Source organism: Proteus mirabilis ATCC 29906, from assembly GCF_000160755.1.
GTDB lineage: Bacteria > Pseudomonadota > Gammaproteobacteria > Enterobacterales > Enterobacteriaceae > Proteus > Proteus mirabilis.
On sequence record NZ_GG668581.1, the window covers coordinates 178,282 to 204,806 of the forward strand.

Here is a 26,525-nt window from a genome sequence, read left to right on the forward strand (position 1 = left end):
CACTTTAAGTGTATTAGCTACAATCGCTGATCTGCACCTACCACAGTGTAGACTCATTTTTAAAAAGTGAGAGAGAAAATAAAGATTTTTTGGTTATATTTTATACAAGCATTGCTATTTCCTGTCCATAGTTATGTCCTTGTGACTTTTAGAATGCAATAGCTTTATTTGGGTGTTATTAAACAAAATAACGCTTTGTATTGTTGCTTATGCGTGACTGCTCCCCGCCCTGTTGAAGTGACCTCATAGAGTTGGACTGTTCATTAAGCGGTTTTCGCTAAAGGTTTTCTATATTGCATTTTAGCTTTTATCTCTTCACACTCAGATTAGACTTTTTTTAGACTTAATTTAGTCTTATTGATTGAGGTAGATATGCGTTACTCAGAACAAATCAAACCAATTAGTTATTTAAAAGCTAATGTCGCCGAAGTGATGACTAAACTCACTGAATCTGGTGCACCGATGATTATTACTCAAAATGGCGAAGCAAAAGCGGTTATTCAGGATATTACCTCTTATGAAGAGACACAGGAAACATTAGCCTTACTTAAAATATTGGCGTTAGGTCAGCAACAAGTTGAAGCAGGTGAAGTAAAAGATATAAAAAGCGTTGTTCAGCGTTTAAAAAGTAAAAGGAAATAATCGTAATGGCGTCCTATAAAGTGGTAATGACGAAAGATGCCGAAACAGACTTAGAGGACATCAATAACTATATTGCCGACCACGACAGCATAGATAATGCAGATTATGTATTAGATGAGCTGCTTAAGGTCACTAATACACAGGCTAACTTTCCTATGAAAGGCAGTATTCCAAAGGAATTACAAAGTTTAGGTATTCGTGAATATCAGCAAATCTTTTTTAAACCTTATCGTGTCATCTATCACACAATAGCAAAACAAGTGGTTATCTTTATTATTGCGGATGGCAGACGAGACATGCAAGCCCTGCTTACTCGGCGACTTTTAGGGTAAAAATATCTTACTGTATATTCTTATCATAGAGAGACAGGCCGACTTCTAAAAACAACTTAGCTAATGCTATTACGACAAACGCTTTGATTTATAAGAATTTACTGAGTTTATTGAAGTCTTTGGAAGAAGATTTGGAGCGGGAAACGAGACTCGAACTCGCGACCCCAACCTTGGCAAGGTTGTGCTCTACCAACTGAGCTATTCCCGCATTTGGTAAGTTTTGTGCTGATAATTATCGAAGAAAGATTTGGAGCGGGAAACGAGACTCGAACTCGCGACCCCAACCTTGGCAAGGTTGTGCTCTACCAACTGAGCTATTCCCGCGTCGCTAATACTGATAACTATCGAAGAAAGATTGGAGCGGGAAACGAGACTCGAACTCGCGACCCCAACCTTGGCAAGGTTGTGCTCTACCAACTGAGCTATTCCCGCGTCTTTCTTACACCCGTACAAACGAAATTCTTCATCGGTACGGGAAGCGCATTATACGAGAAAAATGCTTAACCGCAAGCCCTTATCAGTAAAAAAATGCGTTTTTTTGATTGCATGACGATAAAATCGTCACAATGATGCAATATCAGCCATCAATCCGCTAATTTCTACTCTTTAATAAAGGTTTGGCGATAATAGGCTAATTCTGCAATAGATTCTCGAATATCATCCAACGCTTGATGAGTATTATTTTTCTTAAATCCTTCAAGGATTTCAGGTTTCCAGCGACGAGCTAACTCTTTTAGTGTACTGACATCGAGATAACGATAATGAAAATATTTTTCTAATTCAGGCATATAGCGAAATAGAAAACGTCTATCTTGCCCCACACTATTACCACAGATCGGTGATGCACCCTGTGGCACCCATTTTTCAAGGAATTCGATAGTGGCTTGTTGTGCAGCCGCATCATCATACTGACTTTCTTTAACCCGCTGAACTAAACCACTTGCCGTATGTGTTGTAGTATTCCATTCATCCATCGAGGCGAGTAATTTATCCGATTGATGTACGGCAATAACGGGACCTTCAGCTAAAATATTAAGTTGGGGATCGGTGACGATAGTGGCAATTTCAATAATACGATCGCGTTCAGGATCAAGGCCAGTCATTTCCAGATCTATCCAGATAAGATTGTTCTCGCTTTTTGACATAATATATCCTAGCTGTTTCTTAGAGTGAGACATGATATTTTAACCTTTATCATAGCGCGTTTACTCAATAAGCACGACAAAAGAACATCTAACCGAATAACACAAGTGAGGATCGGTGACAAAACGTAAATTATCTAAAGGCCAGCAACGCCGAGTACAAGAAAATCATAAAAAGCGTTTGCAAAGCAAAGAGAAAAAAAATCACGTTGAATTAGACGATACACAATTAGGCGAAGCGACCGAAGGCCTCGTTATCAGTCGCTTTGGGCAACATGCAGATATTGAAGCTGCAGATGGCTCTATTACCCGTTGTAATATTCGCCGTACTATTTCATCCCTAGTCACAGGCGATAGAGTGGTGTGGCGCCCTGCATTACAAACCCAAGAAAATGTGCGCGTCAATGGCATTGTAGAAGCTGTTCATGAGCGTACTTCTGTACTCACTCGCCCAGATTATTATGATGGTATTAAACCTATTGCCGCTAATATCGATCAAATTATTATTGTTTCAGCCATTTTACCTGAGCTTTCACTTAATATTATCGACCGCTACTTAGTGGCTTGTGAAACCTTAAATATCGAACCCCTTATTGTATTGAATAAAGTCGATATGTTAGATGCAGAAAGCCGAGCGATGGTAAGTGAGTGGATGCAAATTTATAAAGATATTGGTTATCGAGTGCTTGAAGTCTCAAGCTATACCAAAGAGGGATTAGAAGCATTAACTCAAGCATTAATTGGCCGCATCTCTATTTTTGCTGGCCAGTCAGGTGTGGGTAAATCGAGCCTTCTCAATACTCTCTTACCACCAATGGAAGAAAGTATTCTGGTCAATCAAGTCTCTGACAACTCAGGGCTTGGACAACATACCACCACCGCATCGCGCCTTTACCATTTCCCTCTAGGAGGCGATGTTATTGATTCACCGGGGGTACGTGAATTTGGTTTGTGGCATTTAACACCTGAGCAAGTGACCAAAGGTTTTATTGAGTTTCGACCTTTCTTAGGAGGCTGTAAATTCCGTGATTGTAAGCATAATGACGATCCGGGTTGCTTGATCACCGAAGCCGTAGATAAAGGTGAAATCGCACCAACCCGATTTGAAAACTATCATCGTATTTTAGAAAGTATGAGTCAGGTGAAAGTGCGTAAAAATATTAATTTAGACTCTTAAGCATAGATTCACTGACAACCCTATTAAGGGTGGGTACAATAGACCCCTTTTGTCGATTTTTTATCGTTCGATCCCAGAGGTTGCCATTTTGGACAAGCTAAAAATTAAACTACAGTATCTATTGCCTAAATTATGGCTAACACAGCTAGCTGGTTGGTTTGCCAATAAAAAAGCGGGTAGCGTTACTCAATTTGCTATCAAAATGTTTGCTCGCGCATATAAAGTTGATATGAATGAAGCGAAAGAGAGCCAATTTCAGGCTTATGCAACATTTAATGAGTTTTTTATTCGTGCATTAAAAGATGGCGCTCGCCCTATTGTTGAAGGAGATAACCAACTGGCTCTCCCCGCAGATGGCGCTGTCAGTCAGCTTGGTCAGATCCAAGACGATCAAATTTTACAAGCCAAAGGGCACTCTTACACCCTTGAAGCGTTGCTAGCAGGTAATTTTACCTTGGCCGACCAGTTCCGCCATGGGCAATTTATTACAACCTATCTTTCACCACGGGATTACCACCGTGTTCATATGCCTTGCGATGGGTTATTAAAAGAGATGATTTATGTCCCCGGCGATCTCTTTTCTGTTAATCCTTTAACTGCGGCAAATGTTCCTAACTTATTTGCTCGTAATGAACGTATTATTTGCCTTTTTGACACCCAATTTGGTCCCATGATACAAATTCTTGTTGGAGCGACCATTGTAGGGAGTATTGAAACGGTCTGGTGTGGCATGGTAACACCACCACGTGAAGGTATTATTAAACGTTGGACTTATCCTCAAGCGGATAAAGTTGGCGCTATATTTCTGAAAAAAGGTGAAGAGATGGGACGCTTTAAATTAGGCTCGACCGTTATTAACCTCTTCCCTGAAAATAGTGTTCAATTAAATAAAGATCTGATGAACGGCTCTGTAACATTAATGGGAGAACTACTAGGCTCTATCATTAATGCCACAGGCACTGATCATAAGGCCTGCGATAATAATACCATTAATGAATAATTCGTAATTCGGAGTAAACCTTGTGCGCCTGATAATCAGTCTACTTTTTAGCTTTTTTCTGACTATCTCATTCAATACTTCGGTGTTTGCTGCGGATGTTGATAAATTACGTCAAGATATCAAACAACTTGAAGGCAGTACTAATCCTCAAGATATTGAAACTGTTCAGGCGCTACAAGGCACCATCAATTGGATAAATGATGGTGAAAAAGCTCAAGTTAATGCGGATAATTATCAAAAGACTATTGATGAATATCCGCAGATCACTCAAGAGTTAAGGGCTAAATTACTCGAAGAGAGTCACTCAGTTCCAACAATTCCAGAAAAAATTACTATTCCTGAGCTTGAGCAAAAAATCATTCAAGTGAGTAGCCAACTGATGGAACAAGCTCGGCTACAACAACAAGAGCAAGATAAAAGCCGTGAAATCAGCGAATCACTCAATTTACTCCCTCAGCAACTTTCAGAAGCTCGTCGTTTACTAAGTGATGCAACGGCGCGTTTAGCGGCAATAGGGGCATCAAACACCCCACTAGCAGAAGCACAAAATAAATTAACCCAAGCTGAAGTCACAGCACGAAAAGCGATGGTTAATGAGCTGGAAATGGCGCAACTTTCTGCTAATAATCGTCAAGAAATTACTCGACTGCGCTTGGAGCTATTTAAAAAACGTTATCAACGACTTGATGTACAACTGCAACAATTGCGTAGTTTACTGAATATTAAGCGCCAAGAAGTGGCAGATCTCGCTTTAGAAAAGACAGAAATGCTCGCCGAGCAAGGGGGCGAACTCCCCGAGTTTCTGACTAAGCAAATCGAGACTAACCGTCAACTTTCTCAGATCCTCAATAAACAGACGCAAGAAATGAGTGAGTTAACCGAAAAACAGCGTCTAACAACACAACAAACCCAACAAGTAAGACAGACACTCACAACCATTCGAGAGCAAGCCCAATGGTTAAGTGGCTCTACGGCATTAGGTGAAGCATTAAGAACACAATTGGCTCGCTTACCTGAAATGCCCCGCTCTCAAGAGCTGGATAGAGATATCGTTCAGTTACGTGTTGAACGATTAGGCTATGAAGAGATGCTAGAAAACCTAGGCAAAATCCAACCTCCTGAAACTGCCGATGGCTCAAAGCTACCAGAAGCTCAGCAATATATTTTTGACTCCCTCATTCAAGCGCGCCAAGAGTTACTCAATTCTCTTTTATCCGGTTATGACTCCCAAATCTTAGAGCTGACCAAGCTTAAAGTAGCCACCACACAACTTGCGGATGCCTTAAAAGAGACAAAAGATGCCACAAACCGCTATATGTTCTGGGTGGCCGATATCAGCCCAATAAAACTCAATTATCCGGTTTTATTAATTAAAGATATTACTCGCCTACTCTCATTAGATACTTTCTCACAATTAGGGCATGCTGCGGTTAACATGCTCAAAAACCAAGATACCTTTATCTATCTACTGGTCACCCTATCTATTGTCGGTTTTAGTCTTCGTACCCGTAAGCATTACAATGCGTTTCTTGAAAGAGTCAGTAATCGCATTGGTAAAGTCACTCAAGATCATTTCTCATTAACGGTGCGTACCGTATTTTGGTCAATATTAATCGCCTTACCACTACCGCTATTATGGTCTGCCGTAGGATATGGTTTACAAAGTGTCGAATGGCGTTATCCCATGGCGGGAGCGATTGGTTATGGTGTAACTGCCGCAGCCCCCGTGCTATGGCTATTTATGATAAGTGCTACCTTTGCTCGCCCTAATGGGTTATTTATCGCGCAATTTAAATGGAAAGAGAGTCGTGTGAAAAAAGCGATGCGCTTTTATCAACTGTCGATTTTCGTCATTGTGCCGTTAATGATGTCGCTTATCACCTTTGAATACTATAGTGACAGAGAATTTGCGCCAACAGTTGGACGTTTTTGCTTTTTATTATTGTGCATTGCTTTAAGTTTTATTACCTCAAGCCTAAAAAAAGCACATGTGCCGCTTTACTTAGATAAACATGGCTCTGGTGATAATGTGATAAATACCATTTTATGGTGGTTCTTACTTGTTGCCCCTGTTCTTGCTGCCCTCGCGGCTATCTTAGGCTATCTCTCAACCTCCATCGTATTACTGGGTCGCTTAGAGATGTCTGTGGCGATTTGGTTTGCCTTGCTGATTATTTATCATATTATTCAACGATGGATGCTGATCCAACGTCGTAAGCTTGCCTTTGAACGAGCCAAACAAAAACGGGCAGAAATTTTAGCTCAACGAGCTAAAGGGGAAGATGAGAATACCATTGTTGGCAGCAGTGGTGAGAGTACCGCTAACTTAGAGTTGGAAGATCAAGCCATTGACCTTGATGCGATTAGTGCACAATCTATTGGTCTAGTTCGTTCTATTCTGACCATGATTGCACTTGTGTCCATGATTTTACTCTGGTCAGAGCTCAATACAGCCTTCTCTTTTGTCGATAATATCCGACTATGGGATGTGACTTCCTCCGTTAATGGCGTCAATACTATCCAGCCCATTACCATGGGGTCTATCTTAGTCGCTATATTAGTGATTATTATCACGGCACAATTGGTAAGAAACCTGCCAGCACTGCTTGAACTGGCAATTTTACAACACTTAGATCTAACACCTGGTACAGGTTATGCCATTACCACTTTAACGAAATACAGCATCACCCTAATAGGCAGTATTGTTGGTTTCTCATTATTAGGTATTGAGTGGTCAAAACTACAATGGTTAATTGCCGCTATGGGGGTAGGTCTTGGTTTTGGCTTACAAGAAATTTTTGCCAACATTATCTCAGGGTTAATGATCTTGTTTGAAAAGCCAATCCGTATTGGTGATACCGTTACTATCCGTAACTTGACTGGGAATATTTCTAAAATCAATACGCGAGCCACCACGCTCACCGATTGGGATAGAAAAGAGATCATTGTGCCTAATAAAGCATTTATTACAGAGCAATTTATTAACTGGTCATTATCAGACTCTATTACACGTATCGTAATGACCATCCCTGCGCCAGCTGATTGCAATAGTGAACAAGTGACTAATGTATTATTAGAAGCCTCTAAACGCTCTACCATGATTTTAGACAACCCCGCTCCTGAGGTTTACTTGGTTGACCTACAACAAGGGATCCAAATCTTCGAGTTACGTGTTTATGCCGCAGAAATGGGACATAGAATGCCAGCCAGACATGAGATCCATCAAAATATTCTGCTAGCCTTTGCAGAGCATGGCATTCCATTACCATTCCCGCCGTTCCAAGCACGGGTAGATATGGTGGGTAATACCATTAGTACTTCAATGCGTGCAACACCAAGAGAAGTAGGCGGATTGTAGTCAATTACATCTATTACTTTGAATAAAAATGCCACTAATTTAAATGAAAAAACCAAAATAGTGGCATTTTTGCTTCTTGTTACCACTCTTCTTACCACTGTTATGCGCCTAGCATTCAATACAAACAGCCAGTTATAAACAGCTATTCTGTTGGTATGACGCATGTCACACCACAATAGGTATGCACACTCCGTTTACCTATCACTATTAATAACTTTTTTTTCACTTTTTTGTTTAATAAAATTGATGATTAATAACACAATGAAACTATTTTATCGATATATAATTATACAATATTGGAATATGAACATCATAAAATGTTACTTAGTTTTCTATTTACTTATAGAGATCTCTTTTATTACCAAAGATCCTTCTTACTAAGTAAAGAATTAAGAAATAATAGCGACCATCTTAGTTGCTTACTGTTTTCTCTTATTTTAATGTTTATCAATTTTTGCAATATAAAAAGCCATCTTTGTTCTGTATTCTTCAAAAATTTGTGCAAACACGCCTATCTTTTTTTATTGCTAAAGATCACAAAAATACGTTTTTATACTTAAATTTACTCAATAAATGAGTATTAAAATACTATTTTCGATATTTTATTTTACTTATTTTTATCATATTTAATTTTTGTTTAACTTAAGTCAAATAATTTTAGTTTATTTTTTAACCTATCATTATCCTCTCCTTTTCCTTGCTGCATCAGCGTGACGTAGCAAAAATCATTCAAATTGCTATATGAAACACCAACAAGTAGTCTAAAAAAGATAAGTGTATTAATTTATTATATACGCAGGTTTGTTTTCTCTTCACACGAGGTGAACACTAACTTGGCCAATTTCTTTTTTATCTTTATTTTTAAATATAATAGATAAACATATTTATTAAAAAATAAGTAATTAAGAAATTAATTAATATTTATATTTAATAAAAACAAAATAAAAAAATAAAATGAAAAAAGAAAAATAAAAAACACAAATAAGAAATATAAATCATCAATTAACAATTTATATTAAAAAATACTAAAACTTAAGTGGACTATTAATGAAAATAAAAACAATAGTTATAAAAATTACATATAAAAAAATAAAAATTTAAGTGTTATATTCAAAGATAACAATAAAAAATAACTATAAATATTCTTCTCTAATTAAAAAGTAGCATTACAACTTATAATGTTAATATTTTTTTAACTCACAAAAAAAATGCGTATTATTACCTATTAACAATGCTAAGATATATTGCTAGCTTCGTTTAAAATGCATTATTAATAAACAATAATAAGAAGGACTCCATTATGGAAAAATCCCGCACAACATTAGACCAATGGATCACCTTACAAGCTGTTGTTGATTACGGTGGCTTTGCTCAAGCCGCTGATGTGTTACATAGGACTCAATCATCAATTAGCTATACTATCAATAAGTTAGAACAAACCTTGGGTATAGAAATACTTTCTTTAGAAAAAAGACGCGCAGTATTAACTACTGAGGGAGAACTATTGCTAACACTTTCTCGAGAAGTGACAGAAAAAGCATTATCTCTAGAAAAAAAGGCAAAAAATATCAAATTTAACAATAAGTTAAAAATTAACGTACTAATTGACCCAATGTATGTCGCTGATCCTTTTTTGAACAAAATATCACAATTTATTAAGCAGAATAAACAGTATGATATTAATATTTATAGGAATTCTCTCAGCAAATCAGAAATTTTAGCGCAAAAAGAATATGATTTAATTGTGTCACCTTATTATATTAAATCACTGCAACCTATTGTTTTAGAAAGCATTACAACTACCTTAGTATCACATCCAGATAGCCCATTACAGAAACTACAAGATGAGGAATTATTGCAGGAATTACAAAAACATAGCTGTATTTCTCTTTCTCCTGATTCACCCGATACTGATAATCAGGCCCAAGTCATTCAAGTTGGCTCGGTAGAGACAGCAATTAGCTTAATTCAGCATGGTTTAGGTTATGCACGTCTCCCCCTTATTTTTATTCAAGATGAATTGAATAAAAAAACAATAAAACAATTAATAACGCATAAAAAAGAGAAGGAATATAAATTCTATTTATATTTGAATAAAAATTCATTTATTAATGAAAACTTGCAAAGTTTATTATCAACAATTAGCTATTCAACAAATATCTAAAAACTTTTAATAAAAAATCATTTTAATTAAATTACGACATATTAAATAATTTGATGTAAGAACAAAAAAACTCATGTAAATGTTTATTAACTTAAAAAATTAGCAGTGTTATATTTTATCGGCATACTGTCTATGCAAATAAATTTATACACATATATACTTATAAATAGATTAAAAAGTAAGTTCGCTTACTTTTTATATAGGACCGATCATGAGCAAATTAAATAAATCACTCTGTGCATTAGGAGTGACTCTTTCTATATTCTCAGCACCTGCTGCTTTAGCATCAGGCACAATTAACTTTACGGGAGAAATAACCGATCAAGCATGTACTGTTGATGGCTCTTCTAAAAACTTAACCGTCGACTTAGGCAAAGTTTCTTCTAAAAGCTTAGCAACCAAAGGGGAAGTTGCTGGCCTGAAAGATTTTACCATTAAATTAATCGACTGCCCTGTTGATACCACTGTAGCCGTACGTTTTGGCGGTACTCGTGATGCAAGCGACAGAGATATCTTAGCTATAGATCAAGTTTCTGGTGGCGCAACTAACGTAGGTATCGCGTTATTTGAGAAAGATGCTGTTTCCCAAATCAAACTGTATGACGATTCACAAGATGTACAGATCACAGGTACGGAAATTAACCTAGACTACGTTGCTCGTTATAAAGCAACTGATGCGGCAACACCAGGCCCTGCCAATGGCTCTGCTGTATATAGCATCCAATATAAATAATAAATGATAAATATGAGGGTAATCACCATTACCCTCTCACCTCTCCTCAAACTTATGGCCACTTATGAAAAAGAATATTTCCCTAATATTATTTTTACTATTTTCCCTCATAACGGCTAGCCAAGCTGCTGGAATAAGTGTGGGAGGAACACGTTTTGTCTATGACGATAATCTACGTGAAATCAGTATTCCAATTATGAATACGGATAAGGAAAAACCCTATTTAATTCAAAGTTGGGTTTCAGCTTATCAAGGTGATGAAAAAACACCTTTTATTGCAACACCTCCACTATTTCGTATTGAGCCAGATAGTTCAGGCACGGCGCGAATTTCATATACCGGAGCACCTTTGGCATCAAACCAAGAAGTGGTTTATTGGCTCAATATCAAATCCATTCCACCGATGGAAAAAAGTCCAGAGAATCAACTCCAATTAGTGATTAACTCTCAATTTAAATTGTTTCTCCGTGCCCATGATATTGAACCACTTGATTTTGATAAGGTGAAATTATCTAAACAAAATAAAGGGTTAGTAATAAATAACGATACGCCGTATCACCTGACAATTAAACATATCTTAGTGGGTGATAAACGCTACCCATTTAATGATTTTGTTAATCCTCACCAAGAAGTGGTCTTGCTAAAAGAAAATCATATTCCGCAGAAAGTTACCGTTCAATTTATCAATGATTACGGTGCGACTGTAGATAAAGTATTAAATTAAGAGTATACGGCGATGACTTTTTCTATGATAGCAGTATCTACAAAACGATTACCCATCAACATGGCAGATAATCTTTATCGTCGTGGAGTGTTAGCTATTGCTATCACGACTGTTTTATTCCCTTATACTGTTCTTGCTGAAGATATTTTTAATCCTGAAGCACTTAATTTAGGTATCGAAAATCACGTTGCAGATATTAACAGTCTGAATTACCTGTCCTATGCAGGAGGACAACTTCCTGGTGTCTATTCTGTCGATATTTATCTTAACGATAAACTTATCGATAATCGTCAAATTCGTTTTATTTTTGATGACGATAAAAAAGTGCTGGCACCTGAAATCAGTAAACAGGATTTACTCAATTGGGGAGTCAAAGGGTCCGTTACAGACGCGTTTAGCCAACAACCTGATAGTAGTAAAATAACGGATATTGCTCGTGTTATTCCTAATGCTACATATAAATATGATTTTTCACGTGCGCGATTATCATTTTCGATCCCACAAATTGCATTATATAACTATGGGCAAGGTTATATATCCCCCACAGAATGGAATGATGGGATTAATGCAGCCTTTATTAATTACACCTATCGTCAGAATAAATATTGGTATCGAGACCAAAAAGACAGTGACAATATCTTTTTAGGATTACGCAGTGGTATTAATCTAGGCGCTTGGCGTGTACGTAATCACAGCACTTACAACAAAAATAGTGATAACGCCGCAGAATGGAACAGTCTACAAACTTACGTTGAACGCGATATCCGCCGTTTAAAAAGTCGATTAACACTAGGTGAAACCGCATCAAGTAATGATGTGTTAGAAAGTGTTCCTTATCGTGGTATTAAATTAGCCTCAGATGAAAGCATGTTGCCACAAAGTCAACGTGGCTTTGCTCCTGTTGTAAGAGGAATTGCACAAAGCAACGCAATGGTGACTATTCGCCAAAATAATAGTGTTATTTATCAAACCTCTGTTCCCCCCGGTGAATTTGAAATATCAGATCTCTATCCCACCTCTTATAGTGGTGATTTACAAGTGACTGTTGAAGAAGCTGATGGGAGCAAACGTACATTTTCCCAACCCTTCTCTGCAGTCCCCATGATGCAACGAGCTGGGAACTTAAAATATAGTCTCGACTTGGGGAAATATAATGCTGATAGCGCAGAGCGAAAACCGACCTTTTTACAAGCTTCTGCCATTTACGGCTTACCTTATAATTTTTCCCTTTATGGAGGTACGCTACTTTCAGCAGATTATCAAGCTTATGCGATAGGTGCCGGCGTAAATATGGGTTATTTAGGGGCGATTTCAGCCGATATAACTCATGCAAATACCACGCTTATCGATAACCATAAAGCACAAGGGCAATCTTATCGTGTCCAGTATTCAAAATATTTACCGGATACCAAAACAGGATTTTCATTAGCGTCTTATCGCTACTCAACTAAAGATTATTATGATTTTTCAACCACGAATGAACGCTTTTCACAGCTTTATCGTAAGAAAAAACAGTTTCAGATCTCAGTATCGCAAGCATTAGGAGAGCTTGGTTACCTCTCTTTAAATGGTTATCAGCAATACTATTGGTATCAAGATAGAGTCGATCGCAATATCAACCTAAGCTTTAACTCTAATTATCGCTCACTCAGTTATAGTATTTCTTATGCCTATAATAAACGGCAAGAAAGTGAATTAACCGATCAAATTTTATCGATTAACTTTAACCTACCGTTCAATATGACCAACAATAACAATTGGTTAAGTTATCGTTATAACACCAGTAAACAAGGTGATTCGATAAGTTCTGTGAGTTTAAGTGGTACTCGTCTCGAAGATAACAATCTTCAGTATGATATTTCGCAAAACTATAACCATACTCGCCAAGAATATAGCGGTGCTATCAATGGTAGTTATAGTGCTTCAGGTGGCGAAATCAGTGCTGGTTATAACTATGATAAACGTTTCCAGTCAGTGAATTGGGGAGCAACTGGCGCGTTATTAATCCATCAAGATGGAATAACCCCATCCCGCACTATCTATGACTCCGCTATTTTAATCAAAGCGGAAGATATTGATCATTTGAAAATTAGCAGTGCACAAAGTTTATATACCAATGCTCAAGGTTATGCCGTTATCCCTAACGTTTCCCGTTATGAACGCAATAGAGTAACGGTTGATCCCGCTTCCTTAAAGGGAAACAACGATGTGGAACTCACTTCAACAACAGTGATCCCAACGAAAGGCGCGATTGTTTTAGCCGATTTTAAAGCTCGCAAGGGTGCAAGAGTATTAGTGAACCTCTCTTATAACGGTAAACCTTTACCATTCGGTAGCCAAGTTGAAATTAGCCAAGATGGACAAGTGATTTCCAGTGGGATTGTGGCTAATGATGGTGAGGTTTTCCTAAATGGTGTACCTGCAAGTAGTCAACTACAAGCCAAATGGGGGAATAGTGCTACGGAACAGTGCCAAGCAACATTAAACGCCGATCTATCGCTCGAGAAAATTCAATTTTTACAACTGGACTGCAGATAGGTGATAAATATGAATAAATATATAACTTTGGGTTGTCTGTCTGCACTTTTGTATACATCAACCGCTTTTGCTGAATATCGTGCCGATACAACCACTAGAACGGTGAGTTATAACAATCCAATTTATGTTTCAAGAACCGCGCCTATTTTAACAGAGCTGGCAACGATTGACTTAGGCACTATGTATGGCTGGACTTGGTGGAATATCACAGGCCCAGTACAAGCGGGGATCTACTTGCCCGGCTATATTTCAGCTTCCAGCCCTAAAGTAGGCAGTGCCTATGTGCGTGAATTAGGGACTAGTGGTATCGGTTATACCCTACACGGGACTATTACTGTCGGTTGCACCGGCTCCGCTTATGTCGATGGACTATATAATGTTGATGGCAACTACAGTAATCGCCTTATTTGCACAAGTAACTTAAACCGTAGTAGTTATACCGCTTCTTTAAAAATGACGTTATATAAACTGCGTAACAATATCAAATCACAAACCATTCCAAGCACATGGGTTGCTATGCTGATTTTGTATCACAATGGGGGATTTATCACCAGTGACAATACTGGCCGCACTGAACCAAAGGTTTACCTTAATCCCCTTAATATTGTTTCCAGTGGCTGTGAAGTTATCAATAATAATATTAATGTTCCTTTAGGCTCTGTGGCAAAATCGAGCTTTAATGGCGTTGGCTCTGTTAGCCCTGATAGTCTACAAGATGTGAATATCGATTTAGATTGTGATCCCGTTTCACCCATTAAGATAAAATTCGATGGCACCCCAGATGCTAGCCAAACCGCAGGCACGATTAGCCTTAATAATGCCAATGATAGCAATACAGCCAAAGGCTATGGCATTCAGGTGAAATACCAAAACCAACCCATTGAGTTAGGAAAATTGATAACGGTGAGCGAAAAGAATAACAGTGGTAATTTTTCTATTCCTTTAGAAGCGGGTTACATACAAACTTCTGAGACTACCACCGCAGGCAAAGCTGATGGAACACTGCAATTTACCCTGCAATATCATTAAGTAAATTGCGCTCTTAAACTAAAAGGCGGAAGTATTATCCGCCTTTTAATTTATCCCATTGGTTGTGATTAAACCTGATACAACTTACGTAAATAGTGTGCAACAGCATCATCAACATTTGAGCCAATCACTTCCATATCCGGTAATAGATCTTTTAGTAGCTGGTGGGCATTTTGCATAATGCAGCCTTTACCCGCCATCTGTAGCATCTCTTTATCATTCATACCATCACCAAATGCAATGGCATCTTTTACTGAATGTTGCATCAACTTAGCGACTTTTTGTAGTGCCTCTCCTTTTGATACCCCACCCGCCATAATTTCTAGGCAATTACGCAACGAAAAACTTGCGTTAATTTTATTGCCCCAACGTTGATTAATTTTCTTTTCTAACTCAACTAACAATTCATGATCTTCTGAGGTAAAAAAGACTTTGCACACCTGCGTTGTTGGGAAGCCTGTTTTCTCAAATAGACGGTAATTAAATACCGATTCTTTAAAAAATTCTTTTAATTCAGGCGTTTCTTTATTGATATACCAGTCATCACTGCTATAAATATTCGTTGCAATATCTGGGTGATCAAACACCATTAGGGCTAAGTCATAAACGATTTCAGGTTCAAGATCTTGACTGAAAATAAGAGTGCCTTGCGTATTGTGTACTCGAGCCCCATTTGAAGTGATCATATACGCGTCAATACCAAGCCCATCACGAATTTGTGCCACATCGATATGATGACGTCCTGTGGCAAACACAAAATGGATCCCTTTTTCAATAAGCAGATGTAACGTTTCTTTGGTATAGGGAGTTAATAAGTGGTTAGGTGATAACAAGGTGCCATCAAGATCAGAAGCAACTATCGAATACATACACATTCCTGATTAAAATAAATGCTTATCATAAAACTCACAGATTTCAATTAATGCTTGTGAGCGTAGCTTATCTATTTCGAACAAGATTTCATGGTGCGCACCTTCAATCACAAGTGGCAATTTTTGCTTTTCTTCTCTTGTTCTGGACTGACTATAACCATCACAGAAAGCCCTTACTCCCCGATTATCCACCACTTTATCTAGCTCAGCTTCAAGTACTAGCAAAGGGGTGTTAATCTCTTTTGCATGTTCAATCAGCCAATCCCCCGTTTCTAGGCTCTCTTTCATCCAATGATAGGTCGGCCCACCTAAACGTAATTGAGGGAAATCGGCATAGTAACGTAAGTATCGACGATACCTTTCATGGCTATGAGTCAATACATTCAAGATAAATGGCAAAGGAAACCATTTGCCCGTTGATACCGCGTAATTATTTCGTTCTGAAACACTTTGTTCTGCACGGTTAACTAAAAAATTAGCCACCCAGCGTGGTATTGGTAAATTAATCCCAAACATCGGCGCACACAGTGCGGCGGCTTGGAAAATATCAGGTTTACGTAATAGGTAGCTGGCTAAAATAGCGCCGCCCATCGAATGGGCTAACGCAAAATAGTGCTGATAGTGATAAGGCAAAACGATAGTATCAATAAATGTCGATAAATCATCGACATAATCACTGAATTTTTCTACGTGGCCTTTTTGCGGATCATCTAATAAGCGCCCTGATAATCCTTGCCCCCGATGATCGAGAAGAAAAATATCATAACCAAGATGATAAAAATCGAAGGCCACTTCAGGATATTTTACATAACTTTCACTACGACCAGAGCAGATCACCAACGCTTTTTTGTGTGATGAAGAGCGCCAATGAGCATAGCGAATGCTCACGCCATCGACTCCGGTAAATTCGCCTTCCTGTCGTTGGTTCCAAAAGTCCAATAAGATACCATTCGTAAAAGCAGAGAATTGCTTTTCACGAGATAACCACATGTGCTGAAAAAGTGTGGTTGTCATTCGGCTCCTCCTCGTTGGCGCTATTCGAACCCCTCAATATGATCACGGATAAGTGTCATAAATGCTGGCCCAAATCGTTCTAGTTTTCGTTGTCCTACCCCATTGATCAACAACAATTCATCAGGGCAGACAGGGCATTGTTCCGCCATTTCAATCAGTGTGACATCATTAAATACCACAAAGGGTGGAATATTTTCTTCATCAGCAATAGATTTACGTAATTTGCGTAGTTTCGCAAATAATTTCCTATCGTACTGTCGATGACTATTTTTTGTTTGCTGATAACGGCTTTTTGTTGGGCTTAATAGTCGTGGTACTGCCAAGGGTAATGACACCTCACCACGCAATATCGGTCGAGCTATCTCAGTCAATTGTAATGCAGAACGATGAACGATATTTTGCGCAACCATACCTAAATGGATCAATTGGCGGATCACACTCATCCAATATTCATGGCTATGGGCTTTACCAATACCATAAACTGGCAATTTATCATGACCATTATCGCGAATGCGTTGATTATTGGCACCGCGTAAAATTTCAACAATATAACCAATGCCAAAACGTTGTCCGGTACGATAGATGCAAGATAACGCTTTTTGTGCATCCACTAACCCATCATATTGTTTAGGTGGATCAAGGCAAATATCGCAGTTACCACAAGCTTGTTGGCGGTGTTCACCAAAGTAATTAAGTAACACTAAACGTCGACAAGTTTGTGCTTCGGCAAAAGCCCCCATGGCATTTAATTTATGGGATTCAATCGCTTTTTGTTCACTTTCTGGCTTCTCATCTAAACAACGACGTAGCCAAGCCATATCCGCGGGATCATAAAACAGCACCGCTTGTGCAGGTAAACCATCGCGTCCTGCGCGTCCCGTTTCTTGATAGTAAGATTCAATATTACGCGGAATATCAAAATGAACCACAAAACGTACATTGGGTTTATTAATTCCCATGCCGAAAGCGACCGTTGCGACCACAATCTGCAAATCATCGCGTTGAAAAGCATCTTGCACTTTCGCTCGTGTGGCAATATCCATACCCGCATGATAAGCGGCGATACTTAATCCTCGCTTACCTAGTCGTTCAGCGGTCTCTTCTACTTTGCTGCGACTATTACAATAGATAATGCCTGATTTTCCTTTCTGCCCACGAATAAACAGCCAAAGTTGATCGAGCGGTTTATATTTTTCAACTAAAGTATAACGAATATTTGGGCGGTCAAAACTGCTAATATGAACTAAAGGAGTGCGTAACGCGAGCTGATTAATAATGTCATGACGTGTTGTATTATCAGCTGTCGCCGTTAACGCAATAATAGGGACATCAGGAAGATACTGTCTTAATAAGCCAATTCCTCGGTATTCAGGGCGAAAATCATGACCCCATTGAGAAATACAGTGTGCTTCATCCACCGCTAATAAAGCAGGCTGCCATTGCACTAAATGGTGAAGAAAACTCTCCATCATTAGGCGTTCAGGTGCAATATATAACAGTTTTATTTCACCCCGTTGACAACGCATTTGTACTTGCAGTTGTTCATCTCGGCTTTGAGTTGAGTTAAGAAATGCCGCGTCAATACCATGTAAGCAGAGTTGATCAACTTGATCTTTCATTAGGGAAATCAACGGAGAAACAACTACGGTTAAGCCATCAAGCAAAAGCGCAGGTATTTGATAGCAAAGCGATTTTCCCCCTCCCGTCGGCATGACGACTAAACAGTCGCGCCCGGTGATAATGGTATCAATAATCTCTTGCTGGCCTGGTCGAAATTGCTGATAACCAAAGGTTTCGCGCAAAATAACCTGAGCTGATGGCATTGAATTAAGAACTTCTGCTGTGGACACGCCATTCCTCTGAAAAGCTGGTAAGAACGATAATGAGGAGTAAAAGAAAAGGCACCAGTATAAAGGTGCCATCACCACTTGTCGTGTTATGCTACCCTAGAATGAAGAAAATTACAGCATATCATTGAGCATAACGCCGACACCGATACGAGTTTGACGGAAATTATAATCAATCATCGACTCCCCATACCCACTAAATAGTTGGGTATAAAAGCGTACATGCTTGGTAATAGGATAGCTCCAGCCTAGCTCGGCAGCACCGTATCCGCTACTCCAGTTATAACGCCCTGTTAAAGTAAACGTACTTTCGCCTAAACGATAACCCGCTTTTAAGCGGTAATATCCCATATAGCGATTAATATCGGGATTATCATCATTTTTAGCACTTTCATTAAAACGGTACCAAGGTTTCAGATCGAGTTGGAAATTACCTTTTTGCGCCATAAAACGTGCATAAACACGATTCCAACTTCGTGAAGTAGGCTCTGCGCGGCCATTCGATTCATGGTTAAATCCCGTTTCAATTTCTCTTAATGTCCAACCGGCAAATTGATAATCCGTCGCCCAACCTAAAAATAGTTGTGGTTCATAGTTGGTTTCACGAAACGGCGCAGACTCTTTTTTATTACTTAGCTGCCACCAAGAGCGTTGCGTATAGGAAGCCGCTAATACAGAATTTTCCCCGGCAATGCCACGCCACAGCGGGAATGCAAGACTTATCTGAAATTTAACTTCATCTTTTTTAGCCTTATGACCCCAATCATAACTAGCAATCGCCTCTTTATTCATATCGGAGGTTTTTGTGTAAATAATATAATTAGATTCATAAGGGTAAAGTACAAAGGGTGAATCATACTCTTGTAATAGACCGGAAATAATACTGCCCTGAACCAACGGTGTTGGAGATGATACAGGTGATATCTCCGCCGCCACTCCCCATACAGGGTAGGTTAAAATCACCGTGAGTAAAGAACGGATGTAACGCATAGTTAATTATCCTGTATTATTAGTGAACAATATAAAAGATAGCACTTAATATTTGTCGTGAGCGCTTATATATCAGCTTTATTCGCGTTAGGCGTCCATATTTTACACGTTATTTCCATTAAATCTCATATATTTTCTCGCCACTCTATTAATCGGATGAATGGGAAATTACCTTTTTGTCATCTATTATTAACAAAACATTAACCTAATAATAAAATGTCGAGGAACTTTAAAATGGAGAAAATATTAACACTGGAAGAAGCACAAGCGTTGATTGGACATGTTTTTGTCTATCAAATGCCTTTTAATCAACTGATAGGTTTAGAATTAATTCGCTTCGAACAAGATTATGCTGAGATCCAATTTCGCTACCAAGACAAACTGGTTGGCAATATCGCACAACGCATTTTACATGGTGGCATGATAGCCTCGGTGTTAGACGTAAGTGCAGGTTTAGTCTGTGTAGGTAATGCCCTAACACGTCTAGCCCCTATATCCCAAGAGCAACTCGAACAAAAACTGGCCAAAATGGGCACTATCGATCTACGTGTTGATTATTTACGCCCAGGACGAGGGGAATGTTTTACCGCAAGTAGTCATATACTACGTAGTGGTAATAAAGTTTCTGTGGCAAGGGTTGAATTACACAATGAAAAACAAGTTCATATCGCCAGCGGCACAGCAACTTATATTGTTGGCTGATGCGACTTATCCATTATCTTGGGTAGATTAATATTAATTACTTGTAAAAAAACATGCCTAATGACACATTAGATAATGTCATTGGGTATGATAACCCCGTCACATATTTCATTTCCATCAATACCAGAGATAGCATGAGCCAGAAAAACACTTTAAAAGGCGTTTTATGTGCCCTAGGCGCCTATTTGATCTGGGGTATTGCCCCTGTCTATTTTAAAAGCATTCAAGAAGTGCCCGCAGAAGAGATCTTAACACACCGTATTTTATGGTCATTCTTCTTTATGTTGCTTTTAATGTCGATCACTCGCCATTGGCCCTATTTACGCCAACTTGTTCGCCAGCCCAAAAAAGTACTAATGTTAGCACTTACTGCGGTGATTATTGCCAGTAACTGGCTTATCTATATATGGGCGGTTAACCACGGATTTATGTTAGAAGCCAGCCTTGGTTACTTTATTAATCCATTAGTTAATGTGTTATTCGGTATGATTTTTTTAGGCGAGCGCTTTCGCCGTATGCAATGGTTCGCCGTAAGCTTAGCCTTTACTGGCGTCTTTATCCAATTATGGCAATTCGGCTCTGTACCTGTTATCGGCCTTAGTTTAGCAGTCACATTCGGCCTATATGGACTATTACGTAAAAAACTTGGGGTAGATGCACAAACGGGTATGACAATAGAAACACTGTGGCTGTTTCCTGTTGCTTTAGTTTATATCCTCTTTTTTACCCATTCACCCACCAGCAATATGTTAGAAAATAGCTGGTCGCTAAATACATTACTGATTGCTGCAGGGGTTATCACCACCGTACCCTTACTGCTCTTTACCGAAGCAGCTCAACATTTGCGTCTATCTACCCTAGGATTTTTCCAGTATATAGGACCCACATTGATGTTTATTCTCGCCACTATGGTGTATGGAGAACAAATCGATGCGGAGCGTTTAGTGACCTTTGGGTTTATTTGGGTCGCCCTTATCTTATTTACTTTAGATGCACTCTACACTCAGCAACGTTTAAGACGAAGTTAGCACATACTTACTATTGAGCTAAATTATCAATACTAATGAAAGCGCCAGAAAGATACCCCTTTCTGGCAGGGCTTGAGTGCTCTTCTTTTGTATTACAACCCATTGCTATCGCTTCTATACGGCGTTGTGAGCGTCTAAAGAATGTTGATGTAGAATTAGTTGCAATACGGATAGCACCGATCACCCCACTTAAATAGAGATTCATGCGCGGCACAAAATCACGTTGATGTCGTAATAATCGACAATAGAGATCTTCTTCAAACGGGTTGGCAGGAGCACTAGGATGGTAAGTATCAAAACGCTGCTCATAAATAGGCTCCACAGGGGGCATTTTATCAACAGAGAAATCCTCAGTGATTTTTGTCACAGGCTTAATTGGATAATAAGTATCAAATAATACAGAAGTAATTTTCATCAGCTAACTCCGTTAAAATAATCTGTAACGGAATTATTAATTCGGTTAATTATATGTTCATTAAAAAAAACACCCTTAACTATCTTCTAGATTAGTAAGGGTGTTTTTTTATATTGCTCTCTTTTAAAAAATTAACAGTGTCAATAAATAGCCAATCACTCTAATCGTGCAAAAGCAGCAACCAACCACTTAATACCTTCACCATTAAAGGCTATTTGTAATCGGCAGTGTTCACCGCTACCTTCGATATTAATAATAGTACCTTCACCAAATTTAGGGTGCTTAACCCGTTGACCAAGGGAGTAACCTGTATCATTACTAACAATCGGTGTACCTAAACGATGATGATTCACGGGACGTGAAACCGTCGCCCGTAACCGTACTTCTTCAACACACTCTTTCGGTAACTCGCCAATAAAGCGCGAAGGTCGATGGCTCACTTCTTTACCATATAAACGGCGGTTTTCAGCGTAAGTAAGTGTTAACTTTTTCATGGCGCGCGTCACACCAACATAAGCTAGCCGACGCTCTTCTTCTAAGCGCCCACCTTCATCCAAGGACATCTGGCTTGGGAACATGCCTTCTTCAACCCCGACAATAAACACTTGTGAGAACTCTAGCCCTTTCGCCGAGTGTAGTGTCATCAATTGAACAGCATCTTGATACGCATCAGCCTGTCCTTCTCCTGATTCTAATGCCGCATGAGAGAGAAAAGCTTGCAATGGCATTAAATCTTCGTCTTCATCTTGATAGCTAAATTGACGAGTCGCCGTCACCAGCTCTTCCAAGTTTTCAATCCGCGCTTGTGCTTTTTCACCCTTTTCCTGCTCATACATCGCTTTTAAGCCAGAATCGCGAATAATACGGTCTGTTTGCACATGCAACGGCATATCCGCTGTTTCATTTGCTAACGTCTCAATTAATTCTAAAAAGCGCGCAATTGCCGCAATAGCCCGGCCTGCTAGCATTTTATGCTCAATAACCTGTAATGCACTTTCCCATAATGTGATTTGGTTATCTCTAGCTACTTGGCGAACCACATCTAAGGTTCTATCACCAATTCCACGCGTTGGCGTATTCACAACACGTTCAAAAGAAGCATCATCGTGACGATTCGCTGTTAAACGCATATAAGAGAGGGCATCTTTGATCTCTTGACGCTCGAAGAAACGCTGTCCACCATAAATACGATAAGGCATATTCGCTTGTAATAGCGCTTCTTCCATGATGCGCGATTGGGCATTACTACGATAAAGAATGGCACAATCTGCAAGGGCGCCTCCCTCTTCATGCCAACGCTTAATACGCCCTACTACATAACGCGCTTCATCTAGGTCGTTAAATGCACAATAGAGTGAAATCGGCTCGCCTTCAGCCCCTTCTGTCCATAGGTTTTTACCTAAACGATCGCTATTATTAGCAATTAAGGCATTAGCGGCTTTTAGAATATTACTGGTGGAGCGATAATTTTGCTCTAAGCGGATGGTTTCAGCGCCGGGAAATTCATTTAAAAAGTTTTGAATATTTTCAACTTGAGCCCCACGCCAACCGTAAATAGATTGATCATCATCACCGACTATCATCACCTTACCAGTCTGTCCTGCCAACATCCTGATCCAAGCATATTGAATACGGTTAGTATCTTGGAATTCATCCACTAAGATATTGGTAAAACGGTGTTGATAGTGTTCTAAAATTTGTGGTTTATTCAGCCACAACTCATGGGCACGCAATAACAACTCCGCAAAGTCCACTAAGCCTGCACGATCACAAGCTTCTTGATAAGCTTGATAGACTTTTAACCATGTGGTTTCCACGGGGTTACCATAGGTCTGAATATGTTGTGGGCGGAGTCCCTCATCTTTCTTTCCATTGATATACCACATACCTTGACGAGGAGGCCATTGCTTATCATCAAGAGCCATGGATTTTACGATACGACGAATTAAACGGTATTGATCATCACTATCAATGATTTGGAAGTCTTGAGGTAAACCAGCATCAAGATAATGCGCCCGTAATAAACGATGGGCGAGACTATGGAAGGTACCTATCCACATTCCCCCTTGACTAGTACCAATCAAGTCCTCAATACGATGACGCATTTCTGCTGCAGCTTTATTAGTAAATGTTACCGCCATAATGGAAAAAGGAGAGGCTTGTTCAACAGATAATAACCAAGCAATGCGATGTACTAATACACGTGTTTTACCACTACCAGCACCTGCAAGTACCAGCATATTTACACGCGGTGCTGCAACGGCTTCGCGCTGTTTATCGTTAAGGCCTTCGAGCAGATATGAGACGTCCATAATTACCAATCATTGAGTGAAGAGAAATACTGTGGATATATACAGAAGTTAGTTTATTAAGCAACAAACTAACAGGATTTTACGCCCGATGCAAAACTATGCCCACTGAAAAGTGGATAAAGACCTGCACAGAGCGCGTCTATGACTAAATTAATTCAACCAGTTTAGCTAATTCAGTGATCTCAATATGAGGCATAACACGCGTTTCACCTTCGGTAAACAAACTGCGATTATCTAAATTAATCCAACACGCCTGTAATCCACTTTTAACCGCGCCTTCTACATCCGTCACTAGATGATCGCCTACATGCAAAATATTCTGATGAGGGAGTTTAAGTAACGAAGCCGCCTTATCAAACATATCAGGATAAGGCTTAGAGCGCCCATCAGGCCCTGCCTTTAAAATATGTGTAAAGTATTGCCCCAACCCACAGCTTAATGGATTAGCATTACCATTAGTAATAGCGATTAATGGGATTTTTTCCGCCAGTTGTGTCAACACGTGATGGGTATTATTAGGGACATTAATACGGCTACGCCAATAAGCAAAATGAGCCATAATTTCATCAGCACCTTGCTGTGCTTTAGTTTCACTATAGCCATAGTCTAACAACATATTTTTAGCCGCTAACCAACGCCACTGAGTGATATCGTGAAAAATATCAGGATTATTTTCTAATAGTGGCTGTTTGTAAGCATCTACATCATGTTCAGTAAAATGGTGAAAACGCTCATCATACTGACGGATAAACGCTAAGGTCTCTTCTTCTGTTTTATTCATCACAGGAACATTGTCATACAGCGTATCGTCTAAATCAAAAGTCATCGCTGCAATCGGCATCAGAGTGCGATAAAAGTGCATTATGATTTTTCTCTCTTAGCTCTTGGATGAGCAGCATCATAGACTTTCGCTAAATGCTGAAAATCTAAGTGAGTATAAACTTGTGTGGTTGATAAATTAGCGTGGCCTAATAGCTCTTGTACTGCTCGCAAATCACCACTTGATTCAAGTAAATGAGTGGCAAAAGAGTGGCGCAGTTTATGAGGATTAACATGGCTACTGAGTCCTTGTTTCACCCCCCAAAGTTCAAAACGTTTTTGCACACTGCGAACAGATAATCGTTTACCGCTTTTCGTTGAGATAAAAACCGCGGTGTCCTCAGGAGAATACAGCTCCCGCATGGCAAACCAATGCTGTAACCACTCTACGGCTTTTCTTCCCAAGGGAACTTTACGCTCTTTACTGCCTTTACCTAATACTCGGACTTCGCCTTCTTGGAGATCAATATCATTGATATTTAAGTTAGTCAGTTCAGATAAACGTAATCCAGCGCCATACATCACTTCCAGCATCGTTCTATCCCTTACAGAGAGGGGATCTTTTAAGTCGATATTCATCAACTGACTGACTTCATCAACATCCATATTTTTAGGCAAGTGACGACCTGATTTGGGTGTTCGAACCCCTTTGGCGGGGTTTACTGCTAACATTCCTTGAGAAACTTGCCAATCAAGGAAGCTACGCAATGCTGAAAAGCGCAATGCTAAACTTGCAGGTTGTAATCCACTGCGATGGCTTTTAGCCAATAACATACGCACATGTTGGCTTTCTAGTAACGACCATTGGTTGATTTTTATTGCAACCATCATTTGTGCAATGGTCATTAATTGTCGCTGGTAATTTTCTACCGTTACCGGACTTAATCGCCGTTCAACTTCGATATAACTTAAGAAGCTATCAATGGCTAATGAGAGTGTTTCAGGGACGTCAATAATTTGGCTCATTGTCTTGCGATCCAGCGAGTTAATAACTCAGGTAATATCTGTGCGAGTTTATCCAACATTGCCGTTCCCATACCTTCTTGAAAATGTTGGCTATCTCGACTATTAAAAATGATCACCCCTAAATCGCCATAATGCCCTAATAATGAGAGTGCCACAGAGCCAGAACGACGAACATTAGGCATTAATAACATGATTTCTTGGCCATTTAATGGCCCCAAATAGTGATTATTATCGCCCATACGCTGAATACGGAAATGCTCAAATGTTTGACGAGATAGTGCGAGTGTTTGAGCATCTAAAGGAGGTTGTAATTGCCAACGATCGGTGAAAAGACGCAGTTGTACTGAGTAAAGCCCTAACTCCTTCGCCCAAAGATTTAACCGTTCCAGCATTTCCTTTAATGAATTACAGCGGGATAACTCAGAGATAAGCCTTAGTAATTGGCTAAATAGAGATTCATTTTCTGCAGCTTGCTCAATCAACAAACGCATATCCTCTTCAAGATAATGGATACGTGTTCGCTGACGTGACATTATCCACTCAACTAATGAGATACTCCCTCTTACTGGGTGAGGAACTTGCATTTGCTCAATATAGCTGGCATTACGGATAAAGAAACCAGGATGCTCCTTGAGATAATCAATGATGGTTTGATCGTTGAGTTCGTTTTTCTCAGGGTAACAAAACTGCTCATTCTTATCCGTCATACCAAGCACCTCTC

Annotated in this window: 22 protein-coding genes and 3 tRNA genes; 12 read left to right on the forward strand and 13 right to left on the reverse strand. The window is 39.3% G+C overall.

From position 1 onward, the window contains the following. Window positions 1-372: 372 nt before the first annotated feature. Together HMPREF0693_RS14665 and HMPREF0693_RS14670 are read left to right on the forward strand one after the other, a co-directional pair. Window positions 373-642, forward strand: coding sequence for a type II toxin-antitoxin system Phd/YefM family antitoxin (locus HMPREF0693_RS14665; RefSeq protein ID WP_004246304.1), 270 nt, complete (start codon window positions 373-375; stop codon window positions 640-642). Between the two features lie 5 nt (window positions 643-647). Continuing rightward, entirely contained in the window at window positions 648-974 is a 327-nt protein-coding gene (locus HMPREF0693_RS14670; RefSeq protein ID WP_004246306.1) for a type II toxin-antitoxin system RelE/ParE family toxin, read from the forward strand. Window positions 975-1,106: 132 nt separating this feature from the next. Here the strand turns inward: HMPREF0693_RS14670 and HMPREF0693_RS14675 are convergent. The 4 genes from HMPREF0693_RS14675 to orn form a co-directional block, all read right to left on the reverse strand. Further along, window positions 1,107-1,182: transfer RNA gene (locus tag HMPREF0693_RS14675), tRNA-Gly, on the reverse strand. A 40-nt stretch (window positions 1,183-1,222) separates the two neighbouring features. Beyond that, a tRNA-Gly gene (locus HMPREF0693_RS14680) sits at window positions 1,223-1,298 on the reverse strand. Between the two features lie 32 nt (window positions 1,299-1,330). Further along, window positions 1,331-1,406, reverse strand: a tRNA-Gly gene (locus HMPREF0693_RS14685). Between the two features lie 167 nt (window positions 1,407-1,573). Next, on the reverse strand, window positions 1,574-2,119 hold the full coding sequence (gene orn, locus HMPREF0693_RS14690) for an oligoribonuclease (protein WP_036932476.1): 546 nt from the start codon (window positions 2,117-2,119) through the stop codon (window positions 1,574-1,576). A gap of 115 nt (window positions 2,120-2,234) precedes the next feature. Here orn and rsgA point away from each other — a divergent pair, with 115 nt between their 5' ends. The 8 genes from rsgA (at window position 2,235) to HMPREF0693_RS14730 (ending at window position 14,839) form a co-directional block, all read left to right on the forward strand. Continuing rightward, window positions 2,235-3,293, forward strand: a complete 1,059-nt coding sequence (gene rsgA / locus HMPREF0693_RS14695) for a small ribosomal subunit biogenesis GTPase RsgA (protein WP_004246308.1) — start codon at window positions 2,235-2,237, stop codon at window positions 3,291-3,293. 88 nt (window positions 3,294-3,381) lie between these two features. After that, on the forward strand, window positions 3,382-4,293 hold the full coding sequence (gene asd / locus HMPREF0693_RS14700) for an archaetidylserine decarboxylase (protein WP_004246309.1): 912 nt from the start codon (window positions 3,382-3,384) through the stop codon (window positions 4,291-4,293). A 22-nt stretch (window positions 4,294-4,315) separates the two neighbouring features. Continuing rightward, the gene (gene mscM / locus HMPREF0693_RS14705) at window positions 4,316-7,651 is read left to right on the forward strand and encodes a miniconductance mechanosensitive channel MscM (RefSeq protein WP_004249643.1); all 3,336 of its coding nucleotides are present in this window, start codon (window positions 4,316-4,318) and stop codon (window positions 7,649-7,651) included. Window positions 7,652-8,951: 1,300 nt separating this feature from the next. Further along, entirely contained in the window at window positions 8,952-9,815 is an 864-nt protein-coding gene (locus HMPREF0693_RS14710) for a LysR family transcriptional regulator (protein ID WP_004246311.1), read from the forward strand. Between the two features lie 211 nt (window positions 9,816-10,026). Next, window positions 10,027-10,548, forward strand: coding sequence for a fimbrial protein (locus tag HMPREF0693_RS14715; protein ID WP_004246312.1), 522 nt, complete (start codon window positions 10,027-10,029; stop codon window positions 10,546-10,548). A gap of 64 nt (window positions 10,549-10,612) precedes the next feature. Continuing rightward, entirely contained in the window at window positions 10,613-11,272 is a 660-nt protein-coding gene (locus tag HMPREF0693_RS14720; protein ID WP_004246313.1) for a fimbrial biogenesis chaperone, read from the forward strand. A gap of 12 nt (window positions 11,273-11,284) precedes the next feature. Continuing rightward, entirely contained in the window at window positions 11,285-13,810 is a 2,526-nt protein-coding gene (locus tag HMPREF0693_RS14725; protein ID WP_036919585.1) for a fimbria/pilus outer membrane usher protein, read from the forward strand. 9 nt (window positions 13,811-13,819) lie between these two features. Then, the gene (locus HMPREF0693_RS14730; protein ID WP_004249648.1) at window positions 13,820-14,839 is read left to right on the forward strand and encodes a fimbrial protein; all 1,020 of its coding nucleotides are present in this window, start codon (window positions 13,820-13,822) and stop codon (window positions 14,837-14,839) included. A gap of 68 nt (window positions 14,840-14,907) precedes the next feature. Here HMPREF0693_RS14730 and yigL read toward each other — a convergent pair whose 3' ends face one another. The 4 genes from yigL to pldA all read right to left on the reverse strand — a co-directional run bounded on the left by yigL (window position 14,908) and on the right by pldA (window position 19,562). Beyond that, a complete protein-coding gene (yigL, locus tag HMPREF0693_RS14735; protein ID WP_004246316.1) occupies window positions 14,908-15,708 on the reverse strand; it encodes a sugar/pyridoxal phosphate phosphatase YigL in 801 nt (266 codons plus the stop codon). 12 nt (window positions 15,709-15,720) lie between these two features. After that, window positions 15,721-16,725 carry a lysophospholipase L2 gene (pldB, locus tag HMPREF0693_RS14740; RefSeq protein WP_004246317.1) on the reverse strand — a complete coding sequence of 335 codons (1,005 nt, stop codon included), beginning with the start codon at window positions 16,723-16,725 and terminating at the stop codon, window positions 15,721-15,723. A 20-nt stretch (window positions 16,726-16,745) separates the two neighbouring features. Then, window positions 16,746-18,575, reverse strand: coding sequence for an ATP-dependent DNA helicase RecQ (gene recQ / locus HMPREF0693_RS14745; protein WP_004246318.1), 1,830 nt, complete (start codon window positions 18,573-18,575; stop codon window positions 16,746-16,748). Window positions 18,576-18,686: 111 nt separating this feature from the next. After that, complete coding sequence (gene pldA / locus HMPREF0693_RS14750; RefSeq protein WP_004246319.1) at window positions 18,687-19,562, reverse strand: phospholipase A; 876 nt, start codon at window positions 19,560-19,562, stop codon at window positions 18,687-18,689. A gap of 234 nt (window positions 19,563-19,796) precedes the next feature. Here pldA and HMPREF0693_RS14755 point away from each other — a divergent pair, with 234 nt between their 5' ends. Together HMPREF0693_RS14755 and rarD are read left to right on the forward strand one after the other, a co-directional pair. Then, window positions 19,797-20,264, forward strand: a complete 468-nt coding sequence (locus HMPREF0693_RS14755) for a thioesterase family protein (RefSeq protein WP_004249652.1) — start codon at window positions 19,797-19,799, stop codon at window positions 20,262-20,264. Between the two features lie 134 nt (window positions 20,265-20,398). Further along, window positions 20,399-21,292 carry an EamA family transporter RarD gene (gene rarD, locus HMPREF0693_RS14760; RefSeq protein WP_004249653.1) on the forward strand — a complete coding sequence of 298 codons (894 nt, stop codon included), beginning with the start codon at window positions 20,399-20,401 and terminating at the stop codon, window positions 21,290-21,292. 10 nt (window positions 21,293-21,302) lie between these two features. Here rarD and HMPREF0693_RS14765 read toward each other — a convergent pair whose 3' ends face one another. The 5 genes from HMPREF0693_RS14765 to HMPREF0693_RS14785 all read right to left on the reverse strand — a co-directional run bounded on the left by HMPREF0693_RS14765 (window position 21,303) and on the right by HMPREF0693_RS14785 (window position 26,511). Beyond that, entirely contained in the window at window positions 21,303-21,707 is a 405-nt protein-coding gene (locus tag HMPREF0693_RS14765; RefSeq protein WP_004246322.1) for a hypothetical protein, read from the reverse strand. A 155-nt stretch (window positions 21,708-21,862) separates the two neighbouring features. Then, window positions 21,863-24,019 (reverse strand): DNA helicase II, encoded by a 2,157-nt coding sequence (gene uvrD / locus HMPREF0693_RS14770; protein ID WP_004246323.1) that lies wholly within the window; start codon window positions 24,017-24,019, stop codon window positions 21,863-21,865. A 145-nt stretch (window positions 24,020-24,164) separates the two neighbouring features. After that, window positions 24,165-24,881, reverse strand: coding sequence for a 5-amino-6-(5-phospho-D-ribitylamino)uracil phosphatase YigB (gene yigB, locus HMPREF0693_RS14775; RefSeq protein ID WP_004246324.1), 717 nt, complete (start codon window positions 24,879-24,881; stop codon window positions 24,165-24,167). Next, window positions 24,881-25,804, reverse strand: coding sequence for a tyrosine recombinase XerC (xerC, locus tag HMPREF0693_RS14780; RefSeq protein ID WP_004246325.1), 924 nt, complete (start codon window positions 25,802-25,804; stop codon window positions 24,881-24,883). Before xerC ends, yigB begins: the two co-directional genes overlap by 1 nt. Continuing rightward, the gene (locus HMPREF0693_RS14785; RefSeq protein ID WP_004246326.1) at window positions 25,801-26,511 is read right to left on the reverse strand and encodes a DUF484 domain-containing protein; all 711 of its coding nucleotides are present in this window, start codon (window positions 26,509-26,511) and stop codon (window positions 25,801-25,803) included. Before HMPREF0693_RS14785 ends, xerC begins: the two co-directional genes overlap by 4 nt. Window positions 26,512-26,525: the final 14 nt, after the last annotated feature.

Excerpts from the sequence above, each read along its gene's own strand:
- HMPREF0693_RS14765 (WP_004246322.1), bottom strand. The coding sequence starts at position 21,707 with ATGAAAATTACTTCTGTATTATTTGATACTTATTATCCAATTAAGCCT.
- HMPREF0693_RS14755 (WP_004249652.1), top strand. The coding sequence starts at position 19,797 with ATGGAGAAAATATTAACACTGGAAGAAGCACAAGCGTTGATTGGACAT.
- HMPREF0693_RS14710 (WP_004246311.1), top strand. The coding sequence starts at position 8,952 with ATGGAAAAATCCCGCACAACATTAGACCAATGGATCACCTTACAAGCT.
- yigL (WP_004246316.1), bottom strand. The coding sequence starts at position 15,708 with ATGTATTCGATAGTTGCTTCTGATCTTGATGGCACCTTGTTATCACCT.
- uvrD (WP_004246323.1), bottom strand. The coding sequence starts at position 24,019 with ATGGACGTCTCATATCTGCTCGAAGGCCTTAACGATAAACAGCGCGAA.
- pldB (WP_004246317.1), bottom strand. The coding sequence starts at position 16,725 with ATGACAACCACACTTTTTCAGCACATGTGGTTATCTCGTGAAAAGCAA.
- HMPREF0693_RS14670 (WP_004246306.1), top strand. The coding sequence starts at position 648 with ATGGCGTCCTATAAAGTGGTAATGACGAAAGATGCCGAAACAGACTTA.
- HMPREF0693_RS14715 (WP_004246312.1), top strand. The coding sequence starts at position 10,027 with ATGAGCAAATTAAATAAATCACTCTGTGCATTAGGAGTGACTCTTTCT.
- HMPREF0693_RS14665 (WP_004246304.1), top strand. The coding sequence starts at position 373 with ATGCGTTACTCAGAACAAATCAAACCAATTAGTTATTTAAAAGCTAAT.
- orn (WP_036932476.1), bottom strand. The coding sequence starts at position 2,119 with ATGTCAAAAAGCGAGAACAATCTTATCTGGATAGATCTGGAAATGACT.
- xerC (WP_004246325.1), bottom strand. The coding sequence starts at position 25,804 with ATGAGCCAAATTATTGACGTCCCTGAAACACTCTCATTAGCCATTGAT.
- HMPREF0693_RS14730 (WP_004249648.1), top strand. The coding sequence starts at position 13,820 with ATGAATAAATATATAACTTTGGGTTGTCTGTCTGCACTTTTGTATACA.
- rarD (WP_004249653.1), top strand. The coding sequence starts at position 20,399 with ATGAGCCAGAAAAACACTTTAAAAGGCGTTTTATGTGCCCTAGGCGCC.
- HMPREF0693_RS14785 (WP_004246326.1), bottom strand. The coding sequence starts at position 26,511 with ATGACGGATAAGAATGAGCAGTTTTGTTACCCTGAGAAAAACGAACTC.
- HMPREF0693_RS14720 (WP_004246313.1), top strand. The coding sequence starts at position 10,613 with ATGAAAAAGAATATTTCCCTAATATTATTTTTACTATTTTCCCTCATA.
- yigB (WP_004246324.1), bottom strand. The coding sequence starts at position 24,881 with ATGCACTTTTATCGCACTCTGATGCCGATTGCAGCGATGACTTTTGAT.
- pldA (WP_004246319.1), bottom strand. The coding sequence starts at position 19,562 with ATGCGTTACATCCGTTCTTTACTCACGGTGATTTTAACCTACCCTGTA.
- HMPREF0693_RS14725 (WP_036919585.1), top strand. The coding sequence starts at position 11,285 with ATGACTTTTTCTATGATAGCAGTATCTACAAAACGATTACCCATCAAC.